The sequence below is a fragment of the Streptomyces sp. F63 genome (assembly GCF_018070345.1).
In the GTDB taxonomy this organism is placed as follows: Bacteria; Actinomycetota; Actinomycetes; order Streptomycetales; family Streptomycetaceae; genus Streptomyces.
On record NZ_JAGPXX010000014.1, the window covers coordinates 126,546 to 151,724 of the forward strand.

23 protein-coding genes are annotated in these 25,179 nt (G+C 72.3%); 15 read left to right on the forward strand and 8 right to left on the reverse strand.

The annotated features are described in order from the left end of the window. Positions 1-148: 148 nt before the first annotated feature. The gene (locus KBZ10_RS16665) at positions 149-1,708 is read left to right on the forward strand and encodes an ABC transporter substrate-binding protein (protein ID WP_210988464.1); all 1,560 of its coding nucleotides are present in this window, start codon (positions 149-151) and stop codon (positions 1,706-1,708) included. Between the two features lie 161 nt (positions 1,709-1,869). Here the strand turns inward: KBZ10_RS16665 and KBZ10_RS16670 are convergent, their stop codons facing one another. The 5 genes from KBZ10_RS16670 to KBZ10_RS16690 all read right to left on the reverse strand — a co-directional run bounded on the left by KBZ10_RS16670 (position 1,870) and on the right by KBZ10_RS16690 (position 6,097). Beyond that, positions 1,870-2,643 carry a succinate dehydrogenase iron-sulfur subunit gene (locus tag KBZ10_RS16670; RefSeq protein ID WP_210988436.1) on the reverse strand — a complete coding sequence of 258 codons (774 nt, stop codon included), beginning with the start codon at positions 2,641-2,643 and terminating at the stop codon, positions 1,870-1,872. Continuing rightward, positions 2,643-4,397: a succinate dehydrogenase flavoprotein subunit gene (sdhA, locus tag KBZ10_RS16675; RefSeq protein WP_210988437.1), complete on the reverse strand. Its 1,755-nt coding sequence runs from the start codon at positions 4,395-4,397 to the stop codon at positions 2,643-2,645. Before sdhA ends, KBZ10_RS16670 begins: the two co-directional genes overlap by 1 nt. A gap of 19 nt (positions 4,398-4,416) precedes the next feature. Then, positions 4,417-4,893 (reverse strand): succinate dehydrogenase hydrophobic membrane anchor subunit, encoded by a 477-nt coding sequence (locus tag KBZ10_RS16680; RefSeq protein WP_210988438.1) that lies wholly within the window; start codon positions 4,891-4,893, stop codon positions 4,417-4,419. Between the two features lie 5 nt (positions 4,894-4,898). Continuing rightward, complete coding sequence (sdhC, locus tag KBZ10_RS16685) at positions 4,899-5,279, reverse strand: succinate dehydrogenase, cytochrome b556 subunit (RefSeq protein WP_210988439.1); 381 nt, start codon at positions 5,277-5,279, stop codon at positions 4,899-4,901. 203 nt (positions 5,280-5,482) lie between these two features. After that, positions 5,483-6,097, reverse strand: a complete 615-nt coding sequence (locus tag KBZ10_RS16690) for a 2-oxo-4-hydroxy-4-carboxy-5-ureidoimidazoline decarboxylase (RefSeq protein ID WP_210988465.1) — start codon at positions 6,095-6,097, stop codon at positions 5,483-5,485. 337 nt (positions 6,098-6,434) lie between these two features. Here KBZ10_RS16690 and KBZ10_RS16695 point away from each other — a divergent pair, with 337 nt between their 5' ends. The 8 genes from KBZ10_RS16695 to leuE all read left to right on the forward strand — a co-directional run bounded on the left by KBZ10_RS16695 (position 6,435) and on the right by leuE (position 16,941). Further along, positions 6,435-8,078: a glycoside hydrolase family 20 protein gene (locus tag KBZ10_RS16695; RefSeq protein WP_210988466.1), complete on the forward strand. Its 1,644-nt coding sequence runs from the start codon at positions 6,435-6,437 to the stop codon at positions 8,076-8,078. Between the two features lie 338 nt (positions 8,079-8,416). Beyond that, entirely contained in the window at positions 8,417-8,932 is a 516-nt protein-coding gene (locus KBZ10_RS16700) for a hypothetical protein (RefSeq protein ID WP_210988440.1), read from the forward strand. 94 nt (positions 8,933-9,026) lie between these two features. After that, complete coding sequence (locus tag KBZ10_RS16705; RefSeq protein ID WP_210988441.1) at positions 9,027-9,665, forward strand: RNA polymerase sigma factor; 639 nt, start codon at positions 9,027-9,029, stop codon at positions 9,663-9,665. Further along, positions 9,662-11,008 carry a hypothetical protein gene (locus KBZ10_RS16710; protein WP_210988442.1) on the forward strand — a complete coding sequence of 449 codons (1,347 nt, stop codon included), beginning with the start codon at positions 9,662-9,664 and terminating at the stop codon, positions 11,006-11,008. Before KBZ10_RS16705 ends, KBZ10_RS16710 begins: the two co-directional genes overlap by 4 nt. Positions 11,009-11,464: 456 nt before the next feature. After that, the gene (locus KBZ10_RS16715; RefSeq protein WP_210988443.1) at positions 11,465-12,160 is read left to right on the forward strand and encodes an RNA polymerase sigma factor; all 696 of its coding nucleotides are present in this window, start codon (positions 11,465-11,467) and stop codon (positions 12,158-12,160) included. Then, a complete protein-coding gene (locus tag KBZ10_RS16720) occupies positions 12,160-13,542 on the forward strand; it encodes a hypothetical protein (RefSeq protein WP_210988444.1) in 1,383 nt (460 codons plus the stop codon). The genes KBZ10_RS16715 and KBZ10_RS16720 overlap by 1 nt, the downstream gene beginning before the upstream one ends. Positions 13,543-14,368: 826 nt before the next feature. Next, positions 14,369-15,967, forward strand: coding sequence for a methylmalonyl-CoA mutase (locus KBZ10_RS16725; RefSeq protein WP_210988445.1), 1,599 nt, complete (start codon positions 14,369-14,371; stop codon positions 15,965-15,967). A gap of 224 nt (positions 15,968-16,191) precedes the next feature. Then, positions 16,192-16,941, forward strand: coding sequence for a leucine efflux protein LeuE (gene leuE, locus KBZ10_RS16730; protein WP_210988446.1), 750 nt, complete (start codon positions 16,192-16,194; stop codon positions 16,939-16,941). Positions 16,942-17,098: 157 nt separating this feature from the next. On the opposite strand, the gene KBZ10_RS16735 is transcribed toward leuE, so the two are convergent. Then, positions 17,099-17,800 carry a FadR/GntR family transcriptional regulator gene (locus KBZ10_RS16735; RefSeq protein ID WP_210988447.1) on the reverse strand — a complete coding sequence of 234 codons (702 nt, stop codon included), beginning with the start codon at positions 17,798-17,800 and terminating at the stop codon, positions 17,099-17,101. A gap of 250 nt (positions 17,801-18,050) precedes the next feature. Here KBZ10_RS16735 and KBZ10_RS16740 point away from each other — a divergent pair, with 250 nt between their 5' ends. The 4 genes from KBZ10_RS16740 (at position 18,051) to KBZ10_RS16755 (ending at position 22,026) form a co-directional block, all read left to right on the forward strand. Continuing rightward, a complete protein-coding gene (locus KBZ10_RS16740) occupies positions 18,051-18,629 on the forward strand; it encodes a gluconokinase (RefSeq protein ID WP_210988448.1) in 579 nt (192 codons plus the stop codon). After that, the gene (locus KBZ10_RS16745; RefSeq protein WP_210988449.1) at positions 18,616-20,067 is read left to right on the forward strand and encodes a GntP family permease; all 1,452 of its coding nucleotides are present in this window, start codon (positions 18,616-18,618) and stop codon (positions 20,065-20,067) included. Before KBZ10_RS16740 ends, KBZ10_RS16745 begins: the two co-directional genes overlap by 14 nt. A gap of 203 nt (positions 20,068-20,270) precedes the next feature. Then, positions 20,271-20,930: a GNAT family N-acetyltransferase gene (locus tag KBZ10_RS16750; RefSeq protein WP_210988450.1), complete on the forward strand. Its 660-nt coding sequence runs from the start codon at positions 20,271-20,273 to the stop codon at positions 20,928-20,930. Positions 20,931-21,078: 148 nt separating this feature from the next. Continuing rightward, complete coding sequence (locus tag KBZ10_RS16755) at positions 21,079-22,026, forward strand: SDR family oxidoreductase (protein ID WP_210988451.1); 948 nt, start codon at positions 21,079-21,081, stop codon at positions 22,024-22,026. Positions 22,027-22,131: 105 nt separating this feature from the next. On the opposite strand, the gene map is transcribed toward KBZ10_RS16755, so the two are convergent. Beyond that, positions 22,132-22,899 carry a type I methionyl aminopeptidase gene (gene map, locus KBZ10_RS16760; protein ID WP_210988467.1) on the reverse strand — a complete coding sequence of 256 codons (768 nt, stop codon included), beginning with the start codon at positions 22,897-22,899 and terminating at the stop codon, positions 22,132-22,134. 150 nt (positions 22,900-23,049) lie between these two features. Between map and KBZ10_RS16765 the strand changes: the two genes are divergently transcribed. Both KBZ10_RS16765 and KBZ10_RS16770 read left to right on the forward strand, forming a co-directional pair. Then, positions 23,050-23,325 carry a helix-turn-helix domain-containing protein gene (locus KBZ10_RS16765; RefSeq protein ID WP_210988452.1) on the forward strand — a complete coding sequence of 92 codons (276 nt, stop codon included), beginning with the start codon at positions 23,050-23,052 and terminating at the stop codon, positions 23,323-23,325. Continuing rightward, entirely contained in the window at positions 23,322-23,591 is a 270-nt protein-coding gene (locus KBZ10_RS16770) for a glutaredoxin domain-containing protein (RefSeq protein ID WP_210988453.1), read from the forward strand. Before KBZ10_RS16765 ends, KBZ10_RS16770 begins: the two co-directional genes overlap by 4 nt. 1,373 nt (positions 23,592-24,964) lie before the next feature. Here KBZ10_RS16770 and KBZ10_RS16775 read toward each other — a convergent pair. Further along, a partial coding sequence (locus KBZ10_RS16775) for an HNH endonuclease (protein ID WP_210988454.1) occupies positions 24,965-25,179 on the reverse strand: 215 nt, incomplete at its 5' end.

Genomic DNA, 25,179 nt, shown 5'->3' on the forward strand with positions numbered 1-25,179 from the left:
ATCTTTCCGTGCGGCCGCAAAATGCTTGGGCGCACACGGCTATGCGCTGACTGCGCCCTGTGTTTAAGTGATGCAGATCACCGGTTGGGGGGCAGGGGCGCTCTGCGCCCTTCCGCTGGTGGAGCAGGTGTGCTGTGGGAGGGCTTCCGTGGAGTGGTTCCAGTTCCGGATCGTCGCGATCATCGTCGTGATATCGGTGACCTTGGGCGTGATCGGCATCCGAGTGCTGGAGGCCTACGAGAAGGGCGGGAAACCGATCCTCGTGGGGACCACGGACACGGTCTCCTCCCTCGACCCCGCCGGCGCCTACGACGCCGGGTCCTGGGCGGTCTACTCCAACCTCTACCAGTCCCTGCTGACCTTCGAGCGCGGCAAGGAGCAGCCCGTCCCCGACGCCGCCCGCAGCTGCGAGTTCACCGGCGCCGACCTGCTGCAGTACACCTGCGAGCTCCGCTCCGACCTGGAGTTCGCCAACGGCAACAAGCTGACGGCCGAAGCGGTCAAGTTCTCCTTCGACCGCATACGCCGCATCAGGAGCCCGCAGGGCCCCATGCCGCTGCTGGAAACCCTGGGTTCCGTGAAGGTCCGTGACAACACCGTCACCTTCTTCCTCAAGACCCCCGACGCCACCTTCCCGTTCAAGATCGCGACAGGCGCCGGGTCCATCGTCGACCCGGCCACCTACGAGAAGGACCGGCTGCGCCGGGACGGCGACGCCAACGGCTCCGGCCCGTACCGCATCGAGGCCTACTCCGAGGGCCGGGAGGCCCGCCTGGTGCCCAACACCGGCTACCGGGGAGCCCTCGCGGCCCTCGGCAACCGGGTCACCATCCGCTACTACGAGAGCCCCGGCGACCTCGAGAAGGCCTGGAAGAAGCGGGAGATCGACGTCGTCGGGCGCGGGCTGCCGCCGAAGGCCCTGACCTCCGTGGTCGAGTCCACGGCCCGCAACGTCAACGTGGAGGAGAACACCGCGTACGCCACCCGCTCGCTGGTGTTCAACCTCCGCGAGAACGCCCCGCTGAGCGAACCCGCCGTACGGCAGGCCGTGGCCGCCGTCATCGACCGGCAGGCCCTGGCGCGGGATGTCCACGACCGCACCGTCACACCGCTGTACTCGCTCATCCCGACCGGGGTCAACGGCCACACCACCTCGTACTTCGAGAACGACCCCCGGCCCGACCCGGACAAGGCGCGCCGGCTGCTGGAGGACGCGGGCATCGAGACCCCGGTGAGCTTCCGCATCGCCTACTCCCAGGGCGCCGCCACGGACGCCGAGGCCGAGCTGCTCCGCCAGCAACTGGAGGACACCGGGCTTTTCGACGTCAAGGTCACGCGGCACGAATGGACCCAGTTCCAGAAGGGCTTCGCCGCGGGCAAGTACGACGCCTACTGCATCGGCTGGTTCGCCGACTTCCCCGACCCGGAGACCTTCGTGACGCCGGTCGTCGGCTCCGGCTCCGCCTACCACAACGCCTACCGCGACAGCCGTGTCGACCGGCTCATCCGCGCCACCCAGCGCACCGCCGACCGCCGCGCGGCCGCCCGCGACTTCGCGTCGATCCAGGACATCGTCGCCGAGGACGTGCCGCTGATCCCGCTCTGGGAGCGGAAGGACTACGTGCTCAGCACGGACGGCATCGCCGGCTACCAGTACCTGTCGGACGGCAGCGGGGCCTGGCGGCTCTGGGAGCTGAGCAGGATCTGAGCAGGATCTGAACCCGGCGCCGGGCCCCGCACGCCACCGGGCCCGGTCCGTACGTCTCGCACGTACGGACCGGGCCCGGTGTGGCGTCCGGCGCGTGCCGGGGCCGCCCGGGGAGCCGGGCGGCCGGGACGGCTCAGAAGCGGCGCGTGATCAGCGACGGCTCAGAAGCGGCGCGTGATCAGCGCCCGCTTGACCTCCTGGATGGCCTTCGTGATCTCGATGCCGCGCGGGCAGGCCTCGGTGCAGTTGAAGGTGGTGCGGCAGCGCCAGACGCCCTCCTTGGAGTTGAGGATCTCCAGCCGCTGCTCACCGCCCTCGTCCCGCGAGTCGAAGATGAAGCGGTGCGCGCCCACGATCGCCTGCGGGCCGAAGTACTGCCCGTCGTTCCAGAACACCGGGCAGGAGGACGTGCACGCGGCGCACAGGATGCACTTGGTGGTGTCGTCGAACCGCTCGCGGTCCTCGGCGCTCTGCAGCCGCTCACGCGTCGGCTCGTTCCCCTTGGTGATGAGGAACGGCATGACGTCGCGGTACGCCTGGAAGAACGGCTCCATGTCGACCACGAGGTCCTTCAGGACCGTCATGCCCTTGATGGGCTCGACCGTGATCGGCTTCTCCGGGTTCATGTCCTTGATCAGCGTCTTGCACGCCAGCCGGTTGCGGCCGTTGATGCGCATCGCGTCCGAGCCGCAGATGCCGTGCGCGCAGGAGCGCCGGAAGGTCAGCGTCCCGTCCAGCTCCCACTTGATCTTGTGGAGGGCGTCGAGCACCCGCTCCTTCGGGTCGATCTCGAACCGGAAGTCCTCCCAGTTCGCCTCGGCCGACACCTCCGGGTTGAACCGGCGGATCCGGAAGGTGACCGTGATCAGATCCGCGGCCGTGGCGGAGGCCGGCGCGTCCTGGGGCTCGTGCTTGTCGAGCGTTGCGGTGCTCATCAGTACTTACGCTCCATCGGCTGGTAGCGGGTCGTGACGACCGGCTTGTAGTCGAGCCGGACCGACTCGGTGCCGTCCTCGCCCACCTCGCGGTACGCCATGGTGTGCCGCATGAAGTTGACGTCGTCGCGGTTGGGGAAGTCCTCGCGGTAGTGGCCGCCGCGGGACTCCTTGCGGGCCAGCGCGGACACGGCCGTCACCTCGGCCAGGTCGAGCAGGTTGCCCAGCTCCAGGGCCTCCAGCAGATCGGTGTTGAACCGCTTGCCCTTGTCCTGCACGGACACGTTGAGGTAGCGCTCGCGCAGGGCGCCGATCTCCTCGACCGCCGTCTTCAGCGTCTGCTCGGTGCGGAACACCATGACGTTGGTGTCCATGGTCTCCTGCAGCGCCTTGCGGATCTCGGTGACCCGCTCGGTGCCGGTGGCGCTCCGCATCCGCTCCACCTGGCCCACGACCTGGGCGGCCGGGTCCTCGGGCAGCTCGACGAAGTCGTGCTCCGCGGCGTACTCGGCGGCGGCGATGCCCGCCCGGCGCCCGAACACGTTGATGTCGAGCAGCGAGTTGGTGCCCAGCCGGTTGGCGCCGTGCACGGAGACGCAGGCGACCTCGCCGGCCGCGTACAGGCCCGGCACGACGGTGGTGTTGTCCGCCAGCACCTCGCCCTGGACGTTGGTCGGGATGCCGCCCATCGCGTAGTGCGCGGTCGGCTGGATCGGAATCGGGTCCGTGTAGGGCTCGATGCCGAGGTACGTCCGCGCGAACTCGGTGATGTCGGGCAGCTTGGCGTCCAGCTGCTCCGGCGGCAGGTGCGTCAGGTCCAGGTAGACGTGGTCGCCCTCGGGGCCGCAGCCGCGTCCCTCGCGGATCTCGGTGTAGATCGAGCGGGAGACGACGTCGCGCGAGGCCAGGTCCTTCATGACGGGCGCGTACTTCTCCATGAAGCGCTCGCCGTCCTTGTTGCGGAGGATGCCGCCCTCGCCGCGGGCGCCCTCGGTGAGCAGGATGCCCATCCGCCAGATGCCCGTCGGGTGGAACTGGAAGAACTCCATGTCCTCCAGCGGCAGTCCGCGGCGGAACGCGGCGGCCTGGCCGTCACCGGTGAGGGTGTGCGCGTTGGAGGTCACCTTGAAGAACTTGCCGGTGCCGCCGGAGGCGAAGATCACGGCCTTCGCCCGGAAGACGTGGATCTCGCCGGTGGCCAGCTCGTAGGCGACGACGCCCGCGGTCCGCTTGACCCCGTCCGTCTCGGTGAGGAGGAGATCCAGGACGTAGAACTCGTTGAAGAACTCCACGCCCTCCTTGACGCAGTTCTGGTACAGCGTCTGGAGGATCATGTGACCGGTGCGGTCCGCGGCGTAGCAGGACCGGCGGACCGGCGCCTCGCCGTGGTTGCGGCTGTGGCCGCCGAAGCGGCGCTGGTCGATGGTGCCGCCCGGCGTCCGGTTGAACGGCAGGCCCATCTTCTCCAGGTCGAGGACCGCGTCGATGGCCTCCTTCGCCAGGATCTCGGCGGCGTCCTGGTCGACCAGGTAGTCACCGCCCTTGATCGTGTCGAAGGTATGCCACTCCCAGTTGTCCTCCTCGACGTTCGCGAGGGCGGCGGCCATGCCGCCCTGGGCGGCGCCGGTGTGGGAGCGGGTCGGGTACAGCTTCGTCAGGACCGCGGTCCGGCTGCGCTTGGTCGACTCGATGGCCGCGCGCATGCCCGCGCCGCCGGCGCCGACGATGACGGTGTCGTACTTGTGGATCTTCATGGTCGCGTCAGCCCCGGCTCTAGCGGATGTTCGGGTCGAAGGTGAAGATCACCAGCGTGCCCAGCAGCACGGTGAACACCGTGGCGGTCCACAGCAGCATCTTCAGCCAGAAGCGCGTGGTGTCCCGCTCTGCGTAGTCATTGATGATCGTCCGCAGGCCGTTGGCGCCGTGCAGCATGGCCAGCCACAGCATGGTGAGATCCCAGACCTGCCAGAACGGCGAGGCCCAGCGGCCGGCGACGAACGCGAAGTTGATCTTCTGCACGCCGCCGTCCAGCACCAGCTGGAGGACGAGGTGGCCGATGACGAGGACGACCAGCACGATGCCGGACAGCCGCATGAACAGCCAGCCGTGCATCTCGAAGTTGGTCCGGGACGCCCGCGGGGTCTTCCCGGTGCGGGCCCGCGGCGGCTCGATGACCGGAGCCGGGTTCTCGGGGCCGACGCCGGCGCTGCTGCCGGTCAGTTCGACGGACGAGCTCTCAGTGGTTGCCATGCTGCTCAGCTCCCGAAGACTTCGCTCGCGGCGTGGCCGAGGACGGGGTACAGCGCCCCGGCCATCAGCACGATCCAGATGGCCATGACCGCCCAGAGCATCTGCCTCTGGTACCTGGTGCCCTTGGACCAGAAGTCCACCGCGACGACCCGCAGGCCGTTCAGCGCGTGGAAGAGGATGGCGGCCACGAGGCCGTACTCCATCAGGGCGACGAGGGGAGTCTTGTAGGTCGCGACCACGTCGTCGTACGCCTCGGGGGAGACGCGGACGAGAGACGTGTCGAGCACATGGACGAACAGGAAGAAGAAGATGAGGACGCCGGTGACTCGATGAGCCACCCAGCTCCACATGCCTTCCCGGCCGCGGTAAAGCGTTCCAGCCGGCACGGACTTACCCTCCGGAAGCGGGACTGGGGCCTGCCGGCTCGGATGTCGGTATGGCCCGGCCGGGTACGGTCCACCGGCCCCGGCCATCGTAGCCACGCCGGAGCTGATCACTCCCCCGGGGGGCCTCAGGTGTGATCAAACAGGCACGTACGGGCTACCGCGCCGCCCGGGAGCGGGCCGGGCGGGCTCCGGCGGGCCGCCGGTCAGGCCATCAGCCGGGCGAGCCGGCCCCGGCTCAGCCGGCGCAGCTCCTCGGCCGCCACGACCCGCTCCTTCTCCGGCTCGTGGCCGAGGCGGGTGCGGAGGCCGGCCAGCACGTGGTCGAGCGACTCCGCCGGATCCACCCCGTCCAGGCAGATCACAAAGGCATGGCCGAAACGGCTCTCGTACGCGGCGTGGGCGGCCCGCAGCGCGGTGTGCGCCGCCAGGACGCCAGGCCGCCGGACCGGAACCCCACCGGGCTGCCCCCCGCCGCAGGCGTCGCGCGGGCCGGCCAGGGCGGGCTGCCGCTCCTCGCCCGAGCGGGCGCGCGGCAGCGGCAGCCCCGGCAGCCCCGGGGCGGACTCCCGGGCCAGGGCCTCGGCGAGATCGGCCGGGGTGAGGTCGTAGCTCGCCTCGTCGGCGGCCGCCAGCAGCGCCGCGGCATCCGGGTACGGCCGGTGGCCGGTGAGTCTGCGGGCCCAGCGGCGGCTGCCGCAGCACGCGATCAGCGCTTCTTCCGCGGCGTCGGGCGGCTGGGCGTTGAAGTGATCGAGGCCGGAGACGGTGGACTCCTCTGGGAGCCCCCTGGCAGGGCCGGGGGAGGTGAAGTGCGAGATGACGGCACGTGCGCACACCCGCCCGGTGCGCCGGGTGGCGCGCGGGGTGGCGCGATGGGGCGAGGGGGTAACCGTAGCGGGCCATGATGGCCCCCATGCCACAGATGCGCGAATTTCACCCACCGGGAGAGGGTTTTTGACGGGGCGTTGATGGCTGCCCCGCCGAGCCGGTCACCCGCACCGCGCCGACCCCGCGTGACCTGTGCGTTCCTCGGATCCGCCGGCAGGCCCGCCCGGGAGATGTGCGGACCGTCCGGGCTCCCCGCGCGTGTGAGGGACGGGAAAGCACGTGCGGGGCCTTACCTTCGCGAGTGAACGAGGAGGTTGTCCCTTGCCCATGCTCTCCGCGCCGAAGGTGACCCGGCGGCCGCTTCCCGTGCCCGGGGTCCGCAGGCGGCCGTCCGTCTGGAGCGCCGCGGCGGTCACGGTGCTCCTGCTGGCCGGATGTTCGGACGGCCCGGCCGACGGGACCGGCAGCGAGGAGCGGACACCGGCGGCCACCCGGTCCTATCCGCCGTCGTCCCCGCCCGTGACCATCCCGGCCGTACGGAAATTCGAGAGCGGCCGCGGGCCCGGGTGGCGGCCCGCCTCCGGCAGCCGCGTCGTCGCGGACCCGGACGGCCCGCTGGCCGACGAGGCCCGTACGCTCGCCGCGGAGCTGGACCTGCCCCACCACGCGGGTCCGGCCCGGCGCGGCGACCTCGAACTGGCCATCGACCGGGGCGTGAAGGGCGGCGCCGAGGCCTACCGGCTCACCACCCGCGACGGCCGCGTCCGGATCACCGGCTCCGGCGACGCGGGCGTCTTCTACGGCACCCGCACCGTCCTGCAGGTGCTGCGCACCGAGGGCACCGTCCCCGAGGGCGTCGTCGACGACCGCCCCGACCGCGCCCAGCGCGGGCTGATGCTGGACATCGCGCGCAAGTACTTCACCCCGGAGTGGATCGAGGCCCGGATCCGGGAGATCGCCGATCTCAAGCTCAACCAGCTAGGACTGCACTTCTCCGACGACCAGGGCTTCCGCGTCGAGAGCGACTCGCACCCCGAGATCGTCTCCGAGCAGCACCTCACCAAGAAGCAGCTGCGGCGGATCCTCGGCCTCGCGAAAAAGCTGCACGTCACGGTCATTCCCGAGATCGACTCACCCGGCCACCTCGGCGCGGTCCTCCGCGCCCATCCCGCCCTCCAGTTGCGCAACGCCCGGGGCGTGCCCGTGCGCGGGGCCATCGACATCACCAAGCCGCAGTCCGCCCGGCTGATCGACGAGCTGCTGCGCGAGTATTCCGGGGTCTTCCCCGGCCGCTGGTTCCACCTCGGCGCCGACGAGTACCGCGCGCTGATGGCGGAGAACCCCGAGGCCGCCTTCCCGGGCCTCGCCGCGCAGGCCCGCCGGGACTACGGCTCGGCCGGACGCGTCCAGGACCTGGCGACGGCCTGGCTCAACGACCGCGCCGAGACGGTGCGGAAGGCCGGCAAGCGGCCCAAGGCGTGGAACGACGGCTTCTTCAGCGGCGGTTCGGTGCGGCCCGACGAGGACATCGAGGTCGAGTACTGGACCGGCAAGGAGATCGGCGCCCGCCCGCCGGCGGAGTACCTGCGCGAGGGCCGCAAGCTGGTCAACCTCAACGACGCGTACCTGTACTACGTGCTCGGCGAGCCCAACGAGTTCACCTACCCCACCGGCGAGCGCATCTACAGAAGCTGGACCCCCGCGGTGCTGCGCGGGACCGAGCCGGTGCCGGCCGAGCTGTCCGGACCGGACCGGGTGCTCGGCGGCCGGCTCGCCGTCTGGTGCGATCTCGCCGATGCCCAGACGGAGGCCCAGGTGGCCACCGGGATCCGGATGCCGCTGCGGGCGGTCGCGCAGAAACTCTGGGACCCGCGGCAGCCGTCGGCGAGCTGGACGGAGTTCCGGAAGCTCGCCGACCGGCTGGAGGCCGAACGGGAGAAGACGGGGCGGCAGGAGCGCAACGGCGGCTGACGCGTGAGGCCGGTGCGGCGGAAGGGAACGCCGGTCCGCCCCCTCCCCTGTGAGGGGCGGACCGGCGTGCGCGGTCCCGGAGGGCGCGCCCCCGCCACCGCAAGCCGTCACGGCGCCGGCGTGCCGCCCGGGCGGGCCCGGCCGGGCGCACGCGGTCTTCGTGCACTCACCGGTCGCCGTCTCTCCCTCCTCACGGCACCCCACCCGAACCCCGGTGTGGTGCTACCCGTTCAGCGCTGCGCGACCGCGGAACGTCACAGGGCCCCTCCCCCCGTGTGACGTTTGCCACTCGGCTTGCGCTGGTGCCGGTGGACGGGCCGCCACGGAGGGAGAGCGCGATGGGTTTCTGGGGTTACTTAGTCGTCGGGAAGAGCGAGCGGGAACTGGCCGAGTGCTCCACCCTCGCGCCCGGCCGGGAACGGCTGGAACTGGCCGGAACCTTCGCGGACGGCTGGCAGTTGTGGCAGCATCCGAGCGAGCCCGGACTGGGCGATCTCGACGACGTCGCCGGCGCCCTGGCGAGGGAGACGGGGGCTCCCACGCTGCTGGCGTACGTCATGGACGGCGACTGCGCCGTCCTGGAGGGCGCCGGCCCCGTCCGCGGCTCCTGGACGGCCTGCCTGGGCCGGGCCGCGATGGCCCGGCACGTCGGCGAGAACGAGATCGTGCTGGACGATGTCTTCCCCTCCCCGGCGGGTGCCGCCGTCCATGCCGCGGGCTGGGCCGCCGCGGCCGGGCGTACGGTGGACTCCCGGCGCCTGGCCGACGTTCTGAGCGCGGAACCGGACCCCGATGTCGAGGAGCTCTTCCACGAAGTACTGGAAAAGCTCGGCATACAGGCCGTCGGGGCGTGAGGATGTCATCTCCGGGTGACTGAGCAGTCCGGCCTGCGGGACAGAGGGCGGGCCGGGGCCCGGGTGCGTGACAGCGGCGGACGAAGAGGACAGCGTGGGCAAGCGTGGGGAGCGCCGACGTACGCAGCAGGGTGACGACGGAGGTCTCGGGGAAGCCGTCGAACGCGCCCAGAACGGCGATGAGGAGGCATTCACCCTGCTCTACCGGCTGGTTCAGCCGAGGCTGCTCGGCTACGTACGGGGCCTGGTCGGCGACGACGCCGAGGACGTGACCGCCGAGGCGTGGCTGGAGATCGCCCGGGACCTCGGCCGGTTCCGCGGCAACGGCGACGGCTTCCGCGGCTGGACGGCCACCATCGCCCGGCACCGCGCCCTGGACCATCTGCGCCGCCAGCGGAGCCGTCCGCGCACCGCGCTGCTCGAGCAGGACGTGCTGGAACTGCCGGGCCGTCAGGACACCGAGCGGGAGGCACTGGAGACCCTCTCGACGGAGGAGGCCCTGGCGATGGTCGCCGGCCTGCCGCGGGACCAGGCCGAGGCGGTGCTGCTGCGGGTGGTGGTCGGCCTCGACGGGCCCGCGACCGCCCGTGTGCTGGGCAAACGCAGCGGCGCGGTCCGCACCGCCTCGTACCGGGGGCTCAAGAGGCTCGCCGGGCAGCTCGCCGACCGTGCCCCGGTGGCGGGCCGGTCCGTGACGACTCCCGCCTCGCGGACGCTTGGGGAAGTGGAATGAGCGGGCACCGATACCCCGACGGGAGCGGCGTGAACCGGAAGAAGGCGGAGCGTTTGCTGAACCGTGGGCCCTCGGGCGTCGCGGAAGGCGCCGCCGGCTCCGAGCTCGACCACCTGCTGGCGGCGGCGGCCCGGCCCGCCGCGGCCGATCCGGAGCGTGCCCGGGCGCAGGAGGAGGCGGCCCTGGCGGCCTTCCGTGCCGCCCGCCTCGCGGACCATGCCGCCACCGAGCCGCGGCCGCAGGACGACTGGCGGCCGGGACGGCAGCGGGGCCTGGCCGGCCTCTGGGCACGCCACCGCCCGGCGAAAGCGGTGATCGGCGGGGTGCTGGCCGGGCTCATGCTGGGCGGCGTGGCGGTGGCCGCCGGCACCGGCGTCCTGCGGGTGCCGTTCATCTCCGGGGACGAGCCCCGGGACTCCCGGCCGGGGGAGAACGGCACGCAGAGCCCCGGAGGAGGGGAGCCGGACGGGACGGACGGCTCCTGGCCCGGCGGCGCGGACCGCCGCGGTGACGGTACCGGTGAGGACGGCAAGGCACTGCGGAAGCTGTGCCGGACCTACTCCCAGGTCAACGGCACCGGTGACGGCAGCGCCAACGGCAAGGGCGGCGGCAAGGACAGAGCCACCGGCAACGGCGACGGCAACGGCGACGACAACGGCAACGGCGGGAACAACGGCGCGGCGGGCGGCAAGAGCACCGACGGGCGGCTGAGCGCGGAGGCCTACGAACGGCTGGTCGGGGCTGCGGGCGGCGAGAACCGGGTGAGTGACTACTGCGACTGGCTGACCGGTCCCGGCACCGCCGACGGCGAGGAGAGCCGGACAGCCGGCAACAGGGGCGGGAACGGCAACGCGAACAGCGGTGGCAGCAATGCCAACAGCGGCGGGAACGGCAACGCGAACAGCGGTGGTAGCAATGCCAACAGCGGCGGGAACGGCAACGCCAACAGCGGTGGCAACAACGCGAACAGCGGCGGCAACAGCAACGCCAACAGCGGCGGCAACAGCAACGCGAACAGCGATGGCAACAACGCGAACAGCGGCGGCAGCGCAGCCACCACGAGTGGCACCGAACGGGGAAACGCGAACGGCGGCGGGAACGCGAACGGCGGGGGAAACGGGAACGGCGGGGGAAACGGGAACGCGAACGGCGGCGCCAACGCGAACGGCGGCGGGAACGCCGGCCGCCGCGGAAACGGCAACGCCAACGGGAGGGCCGAGGAGGCCACCGGCACCGCGGGCCGCTTCCGGGCCGGCACTGCGTGGAACTCCGGGAGGCCGGCCGATGCCCGCACGGGCCGCCCCGGCCGGGACCGCGGGGGGTTCCGGGGCGGTGATGCGTGAGCGGGGCGCCGGCGCAGCGCCGGGAAGCCGCCCGGCGGGCCTCTGTCCGGAACGGCGGGAGGGGCCGCGGTGCCCGGCAAAAGAGGACGACCGGGGTCGCCACCCCCCACAGGAGAGACCCCGGCCGTCGTTCTGGAGGACCCGTCGGGGTCCGTACTCCCTTCAGCGCCGGGCGAGCGATTTGTGTCACAGCGCCGTCCGGTCCGGCCCCGCCGGGCCCGCCGCCGGTCCGGCCACCCGCGGTCCGGCGCGTGATATCGGCCATGGCCCCCGGCCGTGGACTTGAATGCTCAACAACCCGTAGCGTTCGGGAAGTGGCACCGTCCGGGGCCCTTCCGCGATATGACCTGCGGCCCCAATGGGCCGTACCGCCTCCGGGCGATCCGGCGGGCTCGCGGAGCGGTGGCTCCGGAGCCGGGTGTCGGAAGTCCGGAAATCGTCAGGCAGGATGAAAGCGTGCTGGGGGACGACGCGGAGCTGACCGCCGCAGTGCACGCGGCACAGGACGGAAACGAGACCGCTTTCCGTTCTGTCTACCGCGCTGTGCACCCGCGGTTGCTGGGCTATGTCCGGACACTGGTCGGTGAGCACGACGCGGAGGACGTGACCTCCGAGGCGTGGCTGCAGATAGCCCGCGACCTGGGCCGGTTCAGCGGAGACGCCGACCGGTTCCGGGGCTGGGCCGCGCGCATCGCGCGCAACCGGGCGCTCGACCACATCCGCATGCGTGGCCGGCGCCCCGCCGTCAGCGGCGACGAGACCGAACTGGCGGACCGCGCCGCCGACGCGGACACCGCCTCCGAGGCGCTGGAAGCGCTCGGCACCGGCCGCACACTCCGGCTCATCGCCCAACTCCCCCAGGACCAGGCCGAGGCCGTGGTGTTGCGGGTGGTCGTGGGGCTCGACGCGAAGAGCGCGGCCCAGGTGCTCGGCAAGCGGGCCGGCGCGGTGCGCACAGCCGCCCACCGGGGTCTGCGGCGGCTCGCGGAGCTCCTCGACGAGCCGGGAGGCGGCGACGGCGTCCCGGCCGTCGGCGGGAAACCCGCACGCCGGGGCGGACTGGACGGAGTGCCTCCGCAGCGCGGCCCCAGAAACGGTACGGCGGCGGCCGGTGTGACGGAAACGTATGTGCGGACGCAGAAGGACATGTGATGGCCGACGACCGCTACAGCTGGCTCGACGAGGACGCCGCGGAGCGGTTGCTGCGCGGCGAGCCCCTCGACGTGCCGGACGCCGGAGCCGGTGACGGCCGGGCGGCGGAACGGGCCCGAAGACTCTCGGCCGCCCTGAGCTGCGTGGCGGACCCGGACCGGCTGCCGGCAGGCACGGACCCGGAAGGCGCCTATCTCGGGGAGACGGTCGTGCTGGCCGCCTTCCGCGAGACGGCCGCCGGCACGCGGGGCACCGGCCCCGGCGCCCGGGGCCGCGGCCTGTTCCGGACTCCCCGCACCACCGCCGGAGAGGGCCGCCGGTCAGCTCTCGGGCGGCCGCTGCGCGCGGGCATCGCCGCGGCACTGGCGGGCTGCGCTCTGGGCGGTGTGGCGGTCGCCGCGGGCGCGGGTGTGCTTCCGACACCGTTCAGCCACTCCGTCGAACCGGGGCCGGGCAGCAGTGCTCCCGGCACCGTCAGCGCCCCGCCCGCCCCCGGGCACGGTGCGGGCGGTACGGGCGGCGAGTCGCCCGGCGACGGCCACGGGAACGGGAAGCACGGCGAGGAGAGCCCGGACACCGGGGGCCACGGCGGCACGAAGGGCCGGGGCGGTGACCGGGACGAGCCGGCCGGCGGCAGGAACGGCACGGCCGGCGCCGTACCCGTACCCCCCGGCTTCGGTGACGCGAGGACCCGCGGGGCCGCGATCGCGCTCTGCCGGGAGTACACGGCGGGCACTCTCGACGGGAGGACCCGCGAGCGGCTCGAAGCCGCCGTGGGCGGACCCGCCGAGGTGGACGGCTACTGCGGCCGGCTGCTGCACGGCAAGGACGACAACGATGCCGACAGCTCCGGCGGCGGAGGCTCGGGCCAGGACACCGGCTCCGGCGCGAAGCCGGGCTCCGGGCCCTCCGGCCCGGACACGGGGCCGGCCCCCGCCCCCGGTATCTCCGCCGATCCATACCTCGGCGCAGGCCCCGGCGGCGCGTACTCACCGGGCGTCGGCGGCGGTCGCGACGGCGGAGGCGGGAGCGCCGACGGCGCGGACCGGCCGCACCGGACCCCGCCCGACGCATTCCGTCCGGACAGCGGAAACAGGCCGGGCCGGGAGAGCCGCCGGGAACCCGGGACTGACGCGGGCCACCGGGACGGCCGGGCGAACGGCACGGCGAACGAGGCAGCGAACAGCCGGGCGAACGGCGCGGGGAACCGCCGGGCGGATGGCGCGGTGAGCGGCGGCCGGGCCGATGCCACAGCGAACCGCCGGGCGGGCAGCGCCTCGTCAAGCAGTCGGGCCGGGGAGAGGGCGGCCGTACCGCCGACCGCTCCCCGCGCCGGCACGCCGGCCGCCGCCACGACAGAGGTTGCCCCCGAAGCCGGTTAGGGCCGGACGTCTCGTCTCCGGCCTCCATCGTTTCCAGAACAGCCGCCCCCCTGGCCGTCGCCGGACTCGGGTGCCGGCGCCGCACCTGCCTCCGGCCCCGTGGCCGGGGCGTCGCTGGGCCGTCACCTGCCCGGACTGAGCCGTCCGGCCGACTGAGCCGTCCGGCCGACCGGGCGCCTCCTCGCCCCGTCCGGACCGCCCGCCTTCCCTCGGGACCCACCGGGCGGTACGGGGACCCACCGGGCGGCATCGGGACACGGCATCGCGACAGGCGTCCGACTCCACCGCTCCCAGCCGAGGAGGGCCGCGTTCGTGCTGTTCGGAGCCGCGTCGCCGGGCCCCGGTCCGGGCACCGCGCGGTATGGGCACATTTTTTCGGCGGCAGGTGTGACGTTTTTCGACCGGGGGGCGCAGTAAGAAGTGAGCCGACTGGTCATCGGCGGCATGTGAGCCCGGGTTCCCCCCGTACCTGAGGCTCCGTGCACGGCGCGGGCGGGGCACGTTCCCCCGGCCCTGCCCGCGCCCTCTCTCCTCCCGGGCTTCCTTCCCGGTCTCCTTCCTGGTCTTCCTCCCGGCCTTCCTCCCAGCCTTCCTTCCGCCGCCCCTCGCGGCCTTTCCTCCCGGTCCTCCGGCCTCCCGGAGCGCCCGCGCATTCCGACTGCGCCCCCGCACGGATGAGCCCATGCTGGTCTCTGTGAGCAACGTCCCAGCGTGCGGGCCTCCACGGCACGTGCGCCGCGCCGCTACAGTCCGTGGCGGACCCAACCGACTACCGGTGAGTACCGGGCGGCGGCACCCCACCCGCTCTACAGGAGGCAAGGCGAACATGGCGCGCGAGTCCGGCAAGAAGCGAATGACCGAGTCCGGGCTGCCCATCGAGCCGGTCTACGGGCCGGACTCGCTCAAGGACTGGGACGCGGACGAGAAGCTCGGCGAGCCCGGCTCGTACCCCTTCACCCGCGGTGTCTACCCCACGATGTACACCGGGCGCCCCTGGACGATGCGCCAGTACGCGGGCTTCGGCACGGCCGTCGAGTCCAACGCCCGTTACCAGCAGCTCATCGCCAACGGCACCATGGGCCTGTCGGTCGCCTTCGACCTGCCGACCCAGATGGGCCACGACAGCGACGCCCCCATCGCGAGCGGTGAGGTCGGCAAGGTCGGCGTCGCCATCGACTCGATCGAGGACATGCGGATCCTGTTCGGCGGCATCCCGCTGGACAAGGTGTCCACGTCGATGACGATCAACGCTCCCGGCGCGCTGCTGCTCCTGCTCTACCAGCTCGTCGGCGAGGAGCAGGGCGTCCCGGCGGACAAGCTCACGGGCACCATCCAGAACGACGTGCTCAAGGAGTACATCGCCCGCGGCACCTACATCTTCCCGCCCAAGCCCTCCCTGCGGCTGATCGCGGACATCTTCAAGTACTGCAAGGCCGAGATCCCCAAGTGGAACACCATCTCGATCTCCGGCTACCACATGGCCGAGGCCGGCGCCTCACCCGCGCAGGAGATCGCGTTCACCCTGGCCGACGGCATCGAGTACGTCCGCACGGCCGTGGCGGCCGGGATGGACGTGGACGACTTCGCGCCCCGGCTGTCGTTCTTCTTCGTCGCCCGGACAACCATCCTGGAGGAGGTCGCCAAGTTCCGCGCCGCGCGCCGGATCTGGGCGCGGGTGATGAAGGAGGAGTTCGGCGCCAAGAACCCCAAGTCGCTGATGCTCCGCTTCCACACCCAGACCGCCGGCGTGCAGCTCACCGCGCAGCAGCCCGAGGTGAACCTGGTCCGCGTGGCCGTGCAGGGCCTCGGGGCCGTCCTCGGCGGCACCCAGTCGCTGCACACCAACTCCTTCGACGAGGCCATCGCCCTGCCCACCGACAAATCGGCGCGGCTGGCGCTCCGCACCCAGCAGGTGCTGGCCTACGAGACGGATGTGACGTACACCGTCGACCCGTTCGCCGGCAGCTACGTGGTGGAGTCGATGACCGACGAGGTCGAGGCCGCCGCCCTGGAGCTCATGCGGAAGGTCGAGGACATGGGTGGCGCGGTCAGCGCCATCGAGCGCGGCTTCCAGAAGAGCGAGATCGAGCGCAGCGCGTACCGCATCGCGCAGGAGACGGACAACGGCGAGCGGGTCGTCGTCGGCGTCAACCGCTTCCAGCTCGACGAGGAGGAGCCGTACGAGCCGCTCCGCGTGGACCCGGCCATCGAGGCGCAGCAGGCCGAGCGCCTCGCCAAGCTGCGCGCGGAGCGCGACCAGGACGCGGTGGACGCGGCGCTGGCCGAGATGCGGGCCGCCGCCGAGGGCACCGACAACGTCCTCTACCCGATGAAGAAGGCGCTGGCGGCCAAGGCCACGGTCGGCGAGGTCTGCAACACGCTGCGGGAGGTCTGGGGGGCGTACGTCCCCACGGACGCGTTCTGATCACGCTGCGCCGGTGAGGGGCGTGACGCGTGACGCGTGCGCGTGTGTGAGCGTGAGCGTGAGCGTGTGACGTGTTGCGTGACGGCGCCCAAGGCACGGCCGGGGTCGTCCCACCGAAGGGTGGCGGCCCCGGCCGTGTCATGCCCGTCCGGCCGCCGGCCGGTGACGTCCGGCACACCGAATTCGCCTGACCCAAAACCGCTTTCCTGTGCCAAACTCCGCTCATGCTGGGAGTCACCGATCTTCCGACGTATCTGGTCGGACTTGCCCTGATCATCCTGCTGCCGGGGCCCAACAGCCTGTATGTGCTGTCGGTCGCCGCACGCCGCGGGGTGCGGCGGGGCTACGCGGCGGCGGGCGGGGTGTTCTGCGGGGACGCGGTGCTGATGCTGCTCTCCGCCGCCGGTGTCGCCTCGCTGCTCCAGGCCAACGCGCTGCTCTACAGCATCGTGAAGTACGCGGGCGCCGGCTATCTGACGTGGCTGGCGATCGGCATGCTGCGCGCCGCCGTGGGGATGTGGCGGAAGCGGCAGGGGCGCCCGGCCCGGGACCCTGCCGTGCCGGTCGCCCGGGCGGTTCCGGGGACCACTGGGACCACGGGGACCACTGGGACCACTGGGACCACGGGGGCCGCGGGGACCACGGGGGCCGACCGGTCCGCCGCCGGTGAGCGGCCGTTCCGGCGGGCCCTCGGGATCAGCCTGCTCAACCCGAAGGCGATCCTCTTCTTCGTTTCGTTCTTCGTGCAGTTCGTCGATCCGGGGTATGCCCACCCGGCGCTGTCCTTCCTGCTGCTGGGGGCCTTCTGCCAGCTCTTCAGCTTCCTCTACCTGACCGCCCTGATCCTCGGCGGCAGCCGGCTCGCGGAGCGGTTCCGCCGGCGCAGGCGCCTCGCCGCCGGTGTCACCTCCGCCGCGGGCGCCCTCTTTCTGGGCTTCGCAGTGAAGCTCTCACTCAGCAGCGCGGTGGGCTGATCCCCGGGGCGGCACCCCGGCCCCTGGCACCCCGCCCTCCGGTACCCCGCGCTCCCTCCGGCCGCCGCCCATTCCGGGACCCGTGCGCTCACGCCGCCCGTCCCCGCAGCGTCGCCGTCCCGGGGTATCGCCGTCCAGGGGCTCCGCCGTCGCCGTCTCACGGCGCGAGGACGTCCAGTTCCGCCATGGCGCCCACGGTGATCTCCCGGGTCAGCCGCTCCGCGCGCTCCTCGTCCCGGGCCCGTACCGCTTCCGCGACCTGGACGTGCAGGGTGACCGCGGCCGGGTCGGGGTCGCTGAACATCACCCGGTGCCGGGTGCGGCCGGTCAGCACCTCGGCCACGACATCGCCCAGCTTGGCGAACATCTCGTTGCCCGAGGCCCGCAGCACGACGCGGTGGAACGCCACGTCGTGCACCAGGTAGGCGTCGAGCTGCCCGCCGCGCGAGGTCGCCACCATGCCCAGGGCGTGCCCGGTGAGTTCGGCGCACTGCTCGGCCGTCGCCAGCCGGGCGGCCAGACCCGCGGCGGCGGGTTCGACGGCGGAGCGCAGCACGGTGAGCGAACGGAGCTGCCGCGGCCGGTCGGGGCCCGCCAGCCGCCAGCGGATCACCTGGGGGTCGAAGACGTTCCACTCCTCGGTGGGCCGCACGGTGACCCCGACGCGGCGCCGGGACTCCACCAGCCGCATCGACTCCAGTACGCGGACGGCCTCCCGCACCACGGTCCGCGAAACGTCGAAGCGCTGTTCGAGCTCGTCCGTGCGCAGCACCGTCCCGGGCGGATACTCGCCCGACGCGATGGCGGGGCCGAGCGTCGCCAGCAGCTTCGCGTGCAGTCCCCGCTCCTGGCCCGTCATGCGTCTGCGTCTCCCCGTGTCCGGTTCGCTTCACTGCGTGGAGGCAAGCCTACGGGGCGACCCCGTGCCGCTTTTATGTATGACATTTGGGTGACGGGCTCTTGAATAAGTCATACATGTGGCCGGAGTATGGTCCGGCAGCCATCGGACCACCCGGCTCGGCGGCCGGCCGCCGGCACCGCCAACCGGCACCGCCAACCGGTACCGGAACCTGCCTGCACCGGAAACCAGCAGAGACAGCGAGGTAGTGATGCCCACCCCCCACGTCGTGGTCGTCATGGGTGTGTCCGGCACGGGCAAGACGACCGTCGGCCGGCTTCTGGCGGACGAACTCGGGGTTCCGTACGCCGAGGCCGACGACTTCCACCCGCCGGCCAACATCGAGAAGATGCGCGCCGGCGTCCCCCTCGACGACCGGGACCGCGAACCCTGGCTGGACGCCATCGGCGCCTGGGCGCACGGCCGGCTCGGCAAGGGCGGGGTCGTCAGCTGCTCCGCTCTCAAGCGGGCTTACCGCGACCGGCTGCGCGCCGCCGCGCCCGGTCTGTTCTTCCTCCACCTCGCGGGCGACCGCGACCTGATCGCGCAGCGGCTCGAACAGCGGCGAGGCCACTTCATGCCCGGGGCCCTGCTGGACTCCCAGTTCGCCACGCTGGAACCGCTGCGGGGGGATGAGCGGGGCGTCACGCTCTCCGTCACGGCCACGCCGGAGGAGATCACCACCCGCGTGGCGGCGGCCCTCCGTGCCCTCCCCGCCGCATCCCGTTCCGCCGCCCTCCCCACGGAGAAACCGGAGAATCCAATGGAGCGTTCTCATGGAAGCGATTGACCCGGCCTACGGCACCGCCACTCTGCTGCTCATAGCGGCGGGAGCCGTCGCCCTGCTGCTGTTCCTGATCATGAAGGTGAAGCTGCACGCCTTCGTGTCGCTCGTCCTGGTGAGCCTGCTGACGGCCCTGGTCGCCGGCTTCCCGCTCGCGGACGTCCCCGCCGCCATGATGTTCGGCTTCTCCAGCACGCTGGGCTCGGTGGCCCTGCTCGTCGCCTTCGGCGTGATGCTCGGGCGGCTGATGGAGGTCACCGGCGGCGCGCAGGTGCTGGCCGACAGCCTGATCGGCCGGTTCGGGGAGAAACGGGCCCCGCTGGCCCTCGGCATCGCCGCACTGCTCTTCGGGTTTCCGATCTTCTTCGACGCCGGCCTGGTCGTGTTCCTGCCGATCATCCTGACCGTGGCCCGGCGCTTCGGCGGCTCCCTGCTGCTGTACGCGCTCCCCGCCGCGGGAGCCTTCGCCGCCATGCACGCGATCGTCCCGCCGCACCCCGGTCCGGTCGCCGCGGCCGAGGCCCTGGGCGGCAGTGTCGGCGTCAGCCTGCTGGTCGGTATTCCGGTCGCTGTCGCGTCCTGGTACGTCGGTGTGCTGCTCGTTTCCCGCCGTCTCGGCGCGCGTATCGACGTCTCCGTCCCCGTCGCGCTCTTCGGCGAGGTCAACGGTGGGCGAGGGGCGGCTGGACGGGACGGGGAGGGGGAGGCCGCGGGAGACGGTGCCGGCCCCGCGGCCGGCGAGGCGCGGCTCGACCGCCGCCCGCCGTCCTTCCGTACCGTTCTGCTGCTCCTGCTGGTGCCGCTCGTCCTGATCTCCTTCGACACCGTCCTCGACACCCTCACCGTGTCCGGTGTGCTGGAGGAGGGCCAGAGCTGGGCCGCGTTCCTCAGCCTCCTCGGCAACACCCCGGTGGCCCTGCTGATCACCGTGCTTGCGGCGATCGCCGTCCTGGGACGGCCGCGGGCCCGGATGACCGAGGTCACCAAGATCCTCGACGACGCCCTCGGACCGATCTGCTCCATCATCCTGATCACCGGCGCCGGCGGGATGTTCGGCGGCGTCCTGCGGCTCAGCGGCATCGGGGACGCCCTGAGCGGCTCCCTCGCCGATCTCGGTATCTCGCTGATCGTTCAGGCGTTCGTCATCGCCACGCTGCTGCGGGTCGCGCAGGGTTCGGCGACGGTCGCCCTGACCACCACCGCCGGACTCATCGCCGGCGCCGTCGCGGACGCGGGCCTGGGGGACTTCCAGATCGCGCTGATCGTCGTCGCCATCGCGGCGGGCGCGACCGTGCTGTCGCATGTGAACGACTCCGGCTTCTGGCTGGTCAGCCGGTTCTTCGGGATGGACGAGAAGACCACGCTGAAGACCTGGACGGTGATGGAGACCACGCTCGGGCTCACCGCCTTCGTGATCGCGCTGAGCTTCTGGATGGTCGTCTGACGGATGCTCCGGTCAACCGGCCGGGACGACCGGGAGCGACCGGGGCGGCCGGCGCCGACGAGCCGGTGACCACCGCCGCGGCTTCCGCCGCCTCCGGCGCACCAGCCACCCCGGGGCGCGGGCTCTCGATGGACGCCCCGCGCCCCGGGGCCCCGGCCGTAATCCCTTCGACAGGTCCGTGTCCGTTTCGGCAGGCTTCCGTCATGGACCCGCACGAGGTGCACCACTGGCCGCTGTACGGCCTGCGCATCACCACACCCCGCCTCGAACTGCGCGTGCCGGGCATCGCGCTTCTGGACGAACTGGCCGCCGTCGCGGCGGACGAGGTGCACGATCCGGCGGAGATGCCGTTCTCGTTCCCGTGGACCGATGTGGCTCCCGAGGAGCGAGGCAGAGCCACCTTCCAGCATGTACTGGGCACCATCGCGGAGTGGAGCCCCCGGAAGTGGACCCTGAGCCTCGCGGTGCTGTGCGAAGGCCGAGTCGTCGGCCGGCAGGACATGACGACCGGCGACTACGCCGTGACCCGCGAGGGGGAGACCGGCTCCTGGCTGGGCCTGGCCCACCAGGGGAAGGGCATCGGTACCAAAATGCGCGCCGCCGTGCTGCACCTGGCCTTCGGGGAGCTGGGTGCGCGCGCCATGACCACGGGAGCCATGACGGACAATCCGCGGTCGCTCGCGGTCTCCCGGAAGTGCGGCTACCGCCCCGACGGCGAGACGGTGGTGGCGGTACGGGGTGCGGCCCGGACCGTGCTCCGGATGCGTCTGGACCGCGCCGGCTGGAAGGCCCATCGCACCGTTCCGGTGGAGGTCCACGGGGTGGGGGCCTGCCGTGGGCTCTTCGGCATTTCCCGGGGGTGACGGCGCTTCCCCGGCTGAAGCGAGCGGGGTACGGTCCGGTGGCCGGAGGCGAAATGAGACGGAGCGTCTTGCCTCTAAGCCGTGTTCACGCGTACGGTGTTCCATGGCGAGACGGCGCGTCTCGCTTCATTGATGCCGGAGCCGCTGCATGCCCAATCCCCACACCCTCGCCACTCCCGCCACTCCCGCCACGGCAGAGACCACTCCCACCGGCTCATCCGCGGAACGGGCAGGGGCCGGCCGTGTCTGGTTCATCACCGGAGCGAGCCGCGGTCTCGGCCGTGCCTTCACCGAAGCGGCGCTCGACGCCGGTGACCGCGTGGTCGCCGTGGCCCGTACCGTCGCCCCGCTCGAACCGCTCCTCGCCGCTCACGGAGACCGTCTGTTCGTCCTTCCCCTGGACGTCACAGACCGCGAGGCCGTCTTTGAGACCGTCCGCAAGGCGGTGCGGCACTTCGGCCGTCTCGATGTCGTCGTCAACAACGCCGGGTTCCTCGCCATGGGCATGATCGAGGAGTTCGGCGAGGTCGAGGCGCGCGCCCAGATGGACACGAACTTCTTCGGTGCCCTCTGGACCTGCCAAGCGGTGCTGCCCGCCCTGCGCGCCCAGGGCTCCGGGCGCGTCGTGCAGATCTCCAGCATCGGCGCCGTCGGCGGATTCGCGCTCACCGGGATGTACAGCGCAAGCAAGTTCGCCCTGGAAGGGATGAGCGAGGCGCTGGCCGCGGAGGCGGCCGGCTTCGGTGTGAAGGTCACCATCGTCGAGCCCGGAGGCTACTGGACGGATCTCTACACCACGGGACTGGCCGCCACCGAACCGATGGAGGCCTACGCGCCGCTCCGCGCCGAACTGGAGAAGCGCTTCGCGGAGGAATCCGTGGACAGCCCACCGCGCCTCGCCGCCGAAGCAGTGATGAAACTCGTGGACAGCGCGGACCCGCCCTTGCGGCTGCTGCTCGGCAGTTCCTGCTACGACGCGGCCCTCGACCTCACCCGGGGGAAGATGAACACCTGGGCGGCCTGGGAGGAGACCAGCCGAGCCGCCGAACAGGCCACCGGGGCCCCCGAGGGATACGGGCCCGGACAGGGCGGGTAGGGGCAGCGCGGACGGGGCCGGGGTGGACGGGGGTGCGCCCAGGGGGAGCGCGGACGGGGCCGGGGTGGACGGGGCCGGCGCGGACGGGGTCGGGGCGATGTACCGTCACGGCAGGGTGAGGACGCGGGGGCCGTCCTCCGTGACGGCGACGGTGTGCTCGACATGGGCAGCCCGGCTACCGTCCGCGGTGAACAAGGTCCAGCCGTCCGGGCCGGTCCGGTAGTCGTCGCCCCCACCTGCCATGAACATCGGCTCGATGGCGAGCGTCAGGCCGTGGCGCAGGGGGAAACCGCGCCCGGGGCGCCCGCGGTTGGGGAGGTGCGGGTCCTCGTGCATGCGCCGGCCGATGCCGTGCCCGCCGAAGTCCCGGGGCATTCCGCAGCGGGCCGCCAGGGCGGCGGACTGGATCGCGTGCGAGATATCACCGAGACGCCGACCGGCCACGGCGGTGGCGATGGCCGCGGCGAGAGCCTCCTCGGTGGCTCCGATCAGATCCAGATCGGCCGGGCGGGGCGTGCCGACGGTGAAGCTGACGGCGGCGTCCCCGGTCCACCCGTCCAGTTCCGCACCGCAGTCGACGCTGACCAGGTCGCCGTCGCGGAGCCGATAGCCGGTCGGGATTCCGTGGACGACGGCATCGTTGACGGAGGTGCAGATCACCGCCGGAAACGGGGTGGGTGCGAACGACGGCCGATAGCCGAGAAAGGGCGAGCGTGCCCCGGCCTCGGCCAGTACGGCGCGGGCCGCTCCGTCAAGCTCGCGCAGTGAGACCCCGACGGCTGCCGCCTCCCGGGCGGCCGCGAGCGCGTGGGCCACGACGCGCCCGGCCTCCCGCATCGCTTCCAGGGCCCTGTCGGTCTTGATCTCCACCATGTCCTGCGGCACCTCTCCCATTCCGTCACCGGGCGGCCGGGCGGCCGGGCGGCCGGGCGGCCGGGCGGCCGGGCGGCCGGGCGGTCCCTCGGTCGTCGGGGCGCGGTATCCGGCGCACTCCAATTCTTATACCGGTATTAGTATCACGACATGGTGAGAACTCCTCTGACCCCGTGGGAATGGCAGCGCGGTGAACGATTCGGCGCCTTGCTGCGCCGGGCCCGTGGGGACCGCAGCATGGTGGAGGTCGCCGCAGCGGCCGGAGTGTCGGCCGAGACGCTGCGCAAGATCGAAACCGGCCGGGCCCCGACACCCGCCTTCTTCACGGTGGCAGCACTGGCCGGAGTGCTGGGCCTGTCCCTGGACGAACTGGCAGCCGCCTGCGCACAGGACGCGGGCACGGACCTGGAGAAGGTGTCCGCATGACACAGCAGAGTGAAGGTGTGGTCGTCTACTGGCGGCCCGGTTGCCCGTTCTGCATGAAGCTGCGGCTGCGCCTGCGATTCACGCGGCTGCGGTACAGCGAGGTGAACATCTGGCGGGACAAGGAAGCTGCGGCCTTCGTCCGGTCGGTGGCGAACGGGAACGAGGTCGTGCCAACGGTGACCGTGGCGGGCCATCCGATGGTGAACCCGTCGAAGCGGCAGCTCATGGCGGCCGTCGAGACATACGCCCCGCACTTGCTGGCCTAGAGGTCTCGGAGCCGTGAAGCAGCGCGGTGTCTCGAGTCCGGCAAGAGGGCGAGGCTGAACCGGGCTGAGGGATCCAGGGTGAGGGCTCCGGGCTGAGGGTTCCCGGCTGAGGGAACCGGGACGCTGGGTGAGGGGTGCGGGGCCGCCTGCCAGGGCAAGGCGGCTGACACAGGCGGCAAGGCGGGACAGCCCTCTGAGCCACGGGCACTCCGCCGGGGCGCCGCCTGGTCGTTCCCTGGTGTCGCCGGCTTCCCCGGGCCTCGCCGGTCGTCCCCGAGACCCGTATGCGCTGAGCCACCGGGGCGCCGGGCGGCGGTGTCGCGGGGCGCCTGCCGAACGGACTGCACGGACTTTGCTGTGGTGGCGAAAGGCCGTTGTGGGTTGTCCGTTGAGTTGTGGTGGGGGTTGGGGCGCCGGGTGGGCGGCGCGGTGGTGGTGGCGGGTGGGGTGCGGGCTGTCCGTGGTTGTCGTGGTGGGGGTTACGGCATCCGGGTCGGGGGTTGGCCCGGGGTCGGTCGTCTATCCGGGGCCGTGCGTGCCCGGGGTCGGCTGGAAAGGCGTTGGCGTGGCTGAGGCCGGTGGGTGGTTGCGGGAGGCACACGCGCGCCGGGGTTCTTCGGCGTTCCCGCCGTCGTGGCGGGCTGTCGGTGGTACCGGCCGGGGCGGGCGGCCGTACGGGGCGGCCGTGGTGCGCGCTCGTGGTGCCGGTCTTGCGGGGCGGCCGTGGTGGGTGGTCGTGCGGGGCGGCCGTGGGGCGCGCTCGTACGAGGCGGCTGCGGTGCAGTCGTCTGCCGCTGGTATCGGGGGCCGGGGGGCGGAACTGCCGGCGGCGGTGGGGCTGGTGCGGTGATACGGCCGGCGGCTCCTGGGCAGTGACGGGGTTCCGGTCCCGGGGGAGGGGAGTACTCGGCCGGGGTTGAGGCTCTTCGGCGACCCCGCCGGCGTAGCGGTTGCGGGCAGCGATCACCGCGACGGAGGGGGCTTGGGCTTCCCCGGGTTTCGGCTGCTGCCGACAGTGTGGTTGGCGAGTTGCTGAGCAAGGTGGCCGGCTGGGTGGCGCGTCTCCGACGGGTGGGTGCGAGCGGTTCAGCCAATTGCCGAAGGCCGACTGGCGGATGCTGCCGGCTACCGGTCGCCGGTCGCTGACTGGCGGGGATACCGGTTGCCAGTCGCTGGTGGCCGCCTGCCGCGTGTACGCCAGCGTGTGCTGCTTGCTGCTTGCTGCTTTCTGCTTGCCGGTTGGAGGGCTGGCGGGTGCGGGTTGTTATCTGCAGATTTCCGAAAGGCATGGGTGGGGGCCCCTGCGCCTGGTGGCGGAGGGGTTGTCCCGGCGGTTGGTGCCGGGCTGCCCGGCTGCGGCATGGGCGCCTGTGTCAGGTGGTGGGGGTGTGGGGTGGGGTGGTGTAGGTGTGGCCGGTGGGTGCGGTCCAGTGGACCTCGCCGGTGTCGGGGTCGCGTGCCGCTTGCCATCGGGTGCGGTGTTTCAGTAGGTGGTGGCGTCGGCACAGGGGGATGAGGTTGCCGGGCTCGGTGGCTCCGCCCGCCGCCGGGTTGTGGTGGTTGAAGGGCTGGATGTGGTCCAGGTCGC

Excerpts from the sequence above, each read along its gene's own strand:
- KBZ10_RS16670 (WP_210988436.1), bottom strand. The coding sequence starts at position 2,643 with ATGAGCACCGCAACGCTCGACAAGCACGAGCCCCAGGACGCGCCGGCC.
- sdhA (WP_210988437.1), bottom strand. The coding sequence starts at position 4,397 with ATGAAGATCCACAAGTACGACACCGTCATCGTCGGCGCCGGCGGCGCG.
- KBZ10_RS16680 (WP_210988438.1), bottom strand. The coding sequence starts at position 4,893 with ATGGCAACCACTGAGAGCTCGTCCGTCGAACTGACCGGCAGCAGCGCC.
- KBZ10_RS16695 (WP_210988466.1), top strand. The coding sequence starts at position 6,435 with ATGCTCTCCGCGCCGAAGGTGACCCGGCGGCCGCTTCCCGTGCCCGGG.
- KBZ10_RS16700 (WP_210988440.1), top strand. The coding sequence starts at position 8,417 with ATGGGTTTCTGGGGTTACTTAGTCGTCGGGAAGAGCGAGCGGGAACTG.
- KBZ10_RS16710 (WP_210988442.1), top strand. The coding sequence starts at position 9,662 with ATGAGCGGGCACCGATACCCCGACGGGAGCGGCGTGAACCGGAAGAAG.
- KBZ10_RS16720 (WP_210988444.1), top strand. The coding sequence starts at position 12,160 with ATGGCCGACGACCGCTACAGCTGGCTCGACGAGGACGCCGCGGAGCGG.
- KBZ10_RS16725 (WP_210988445.1), top strand. The coding sequence starts at position 14,369 with ATGGCGCGCGAGTCCGGCAAGAAGCGAATGACCGAGTCCGGGCTGCCC.
- leuE (WP_210988446.1), top strand. The coding sequence starts at position 16,192 with ATGCTGGGAGTCACCGATCTTCCGACGTATCTGGTCGGACTTGCCCTG.
- KBZ10_RS16735 (WP_210988447.1), bottom strand. The coding sequence starts at position 17,800 with ATGACGGGCCAGGAGCGGGGACTGCACGCGAAGCTGCTGGCGACGCTC.
- KBZ10_RS16740 (WP_210988448.1), top strand. The coding sequence starts at position 18,051 with ATGCCCACCCCCCACGTCGTGGTCGTCATGGGTGTGTCCGGCACGGGC.
- KBZ10_RS16745 (WP_210988449.1), top strand. The coding sequence starts at position 18,616 with ATGGAAGCGATTGACCCGGCCTACGGCACCGCCACTCTGCTGCTCATA.
- KBZ10_RS16750 (WP_210988450.1), top strand. The coding sequence starts at position 20,271 with ATGGACCCGCACGAGGTGCACCACTGGCCGCTGTACGGCCTGCGCATC.
- KBZ10_RS16755 (WP_210988451.1), top strand. The coding sequence starts at position 21,079 with ATGCCCAATCCCCACACCCTCGCCACTCCCGCCACTCCCGCCACGGCA.
- map (WP_210988467.1), bottom strand. The coding sequence starts at position 22,899 with ATGGTGGAGATCAAGACCGACAGGGCCCTGGAAGCGATGCGGGAGGCC.
- KBZ10_RS16765 (WP_210988452.1), top strand. The coding sequence starts at position 23,050 with ATGGTGAGAACTCCTCTGACCCCGTGGGAATGGCAGCGCGGTGAACGA.
- KBZ10_RS16770 (WP_210988453.1), top strand. The coding sequence starts at position 23,322 with ATGACACAGCAGAGTGAAGGTGTGGTCGTCTACTGGCGGCCCGGTTGC.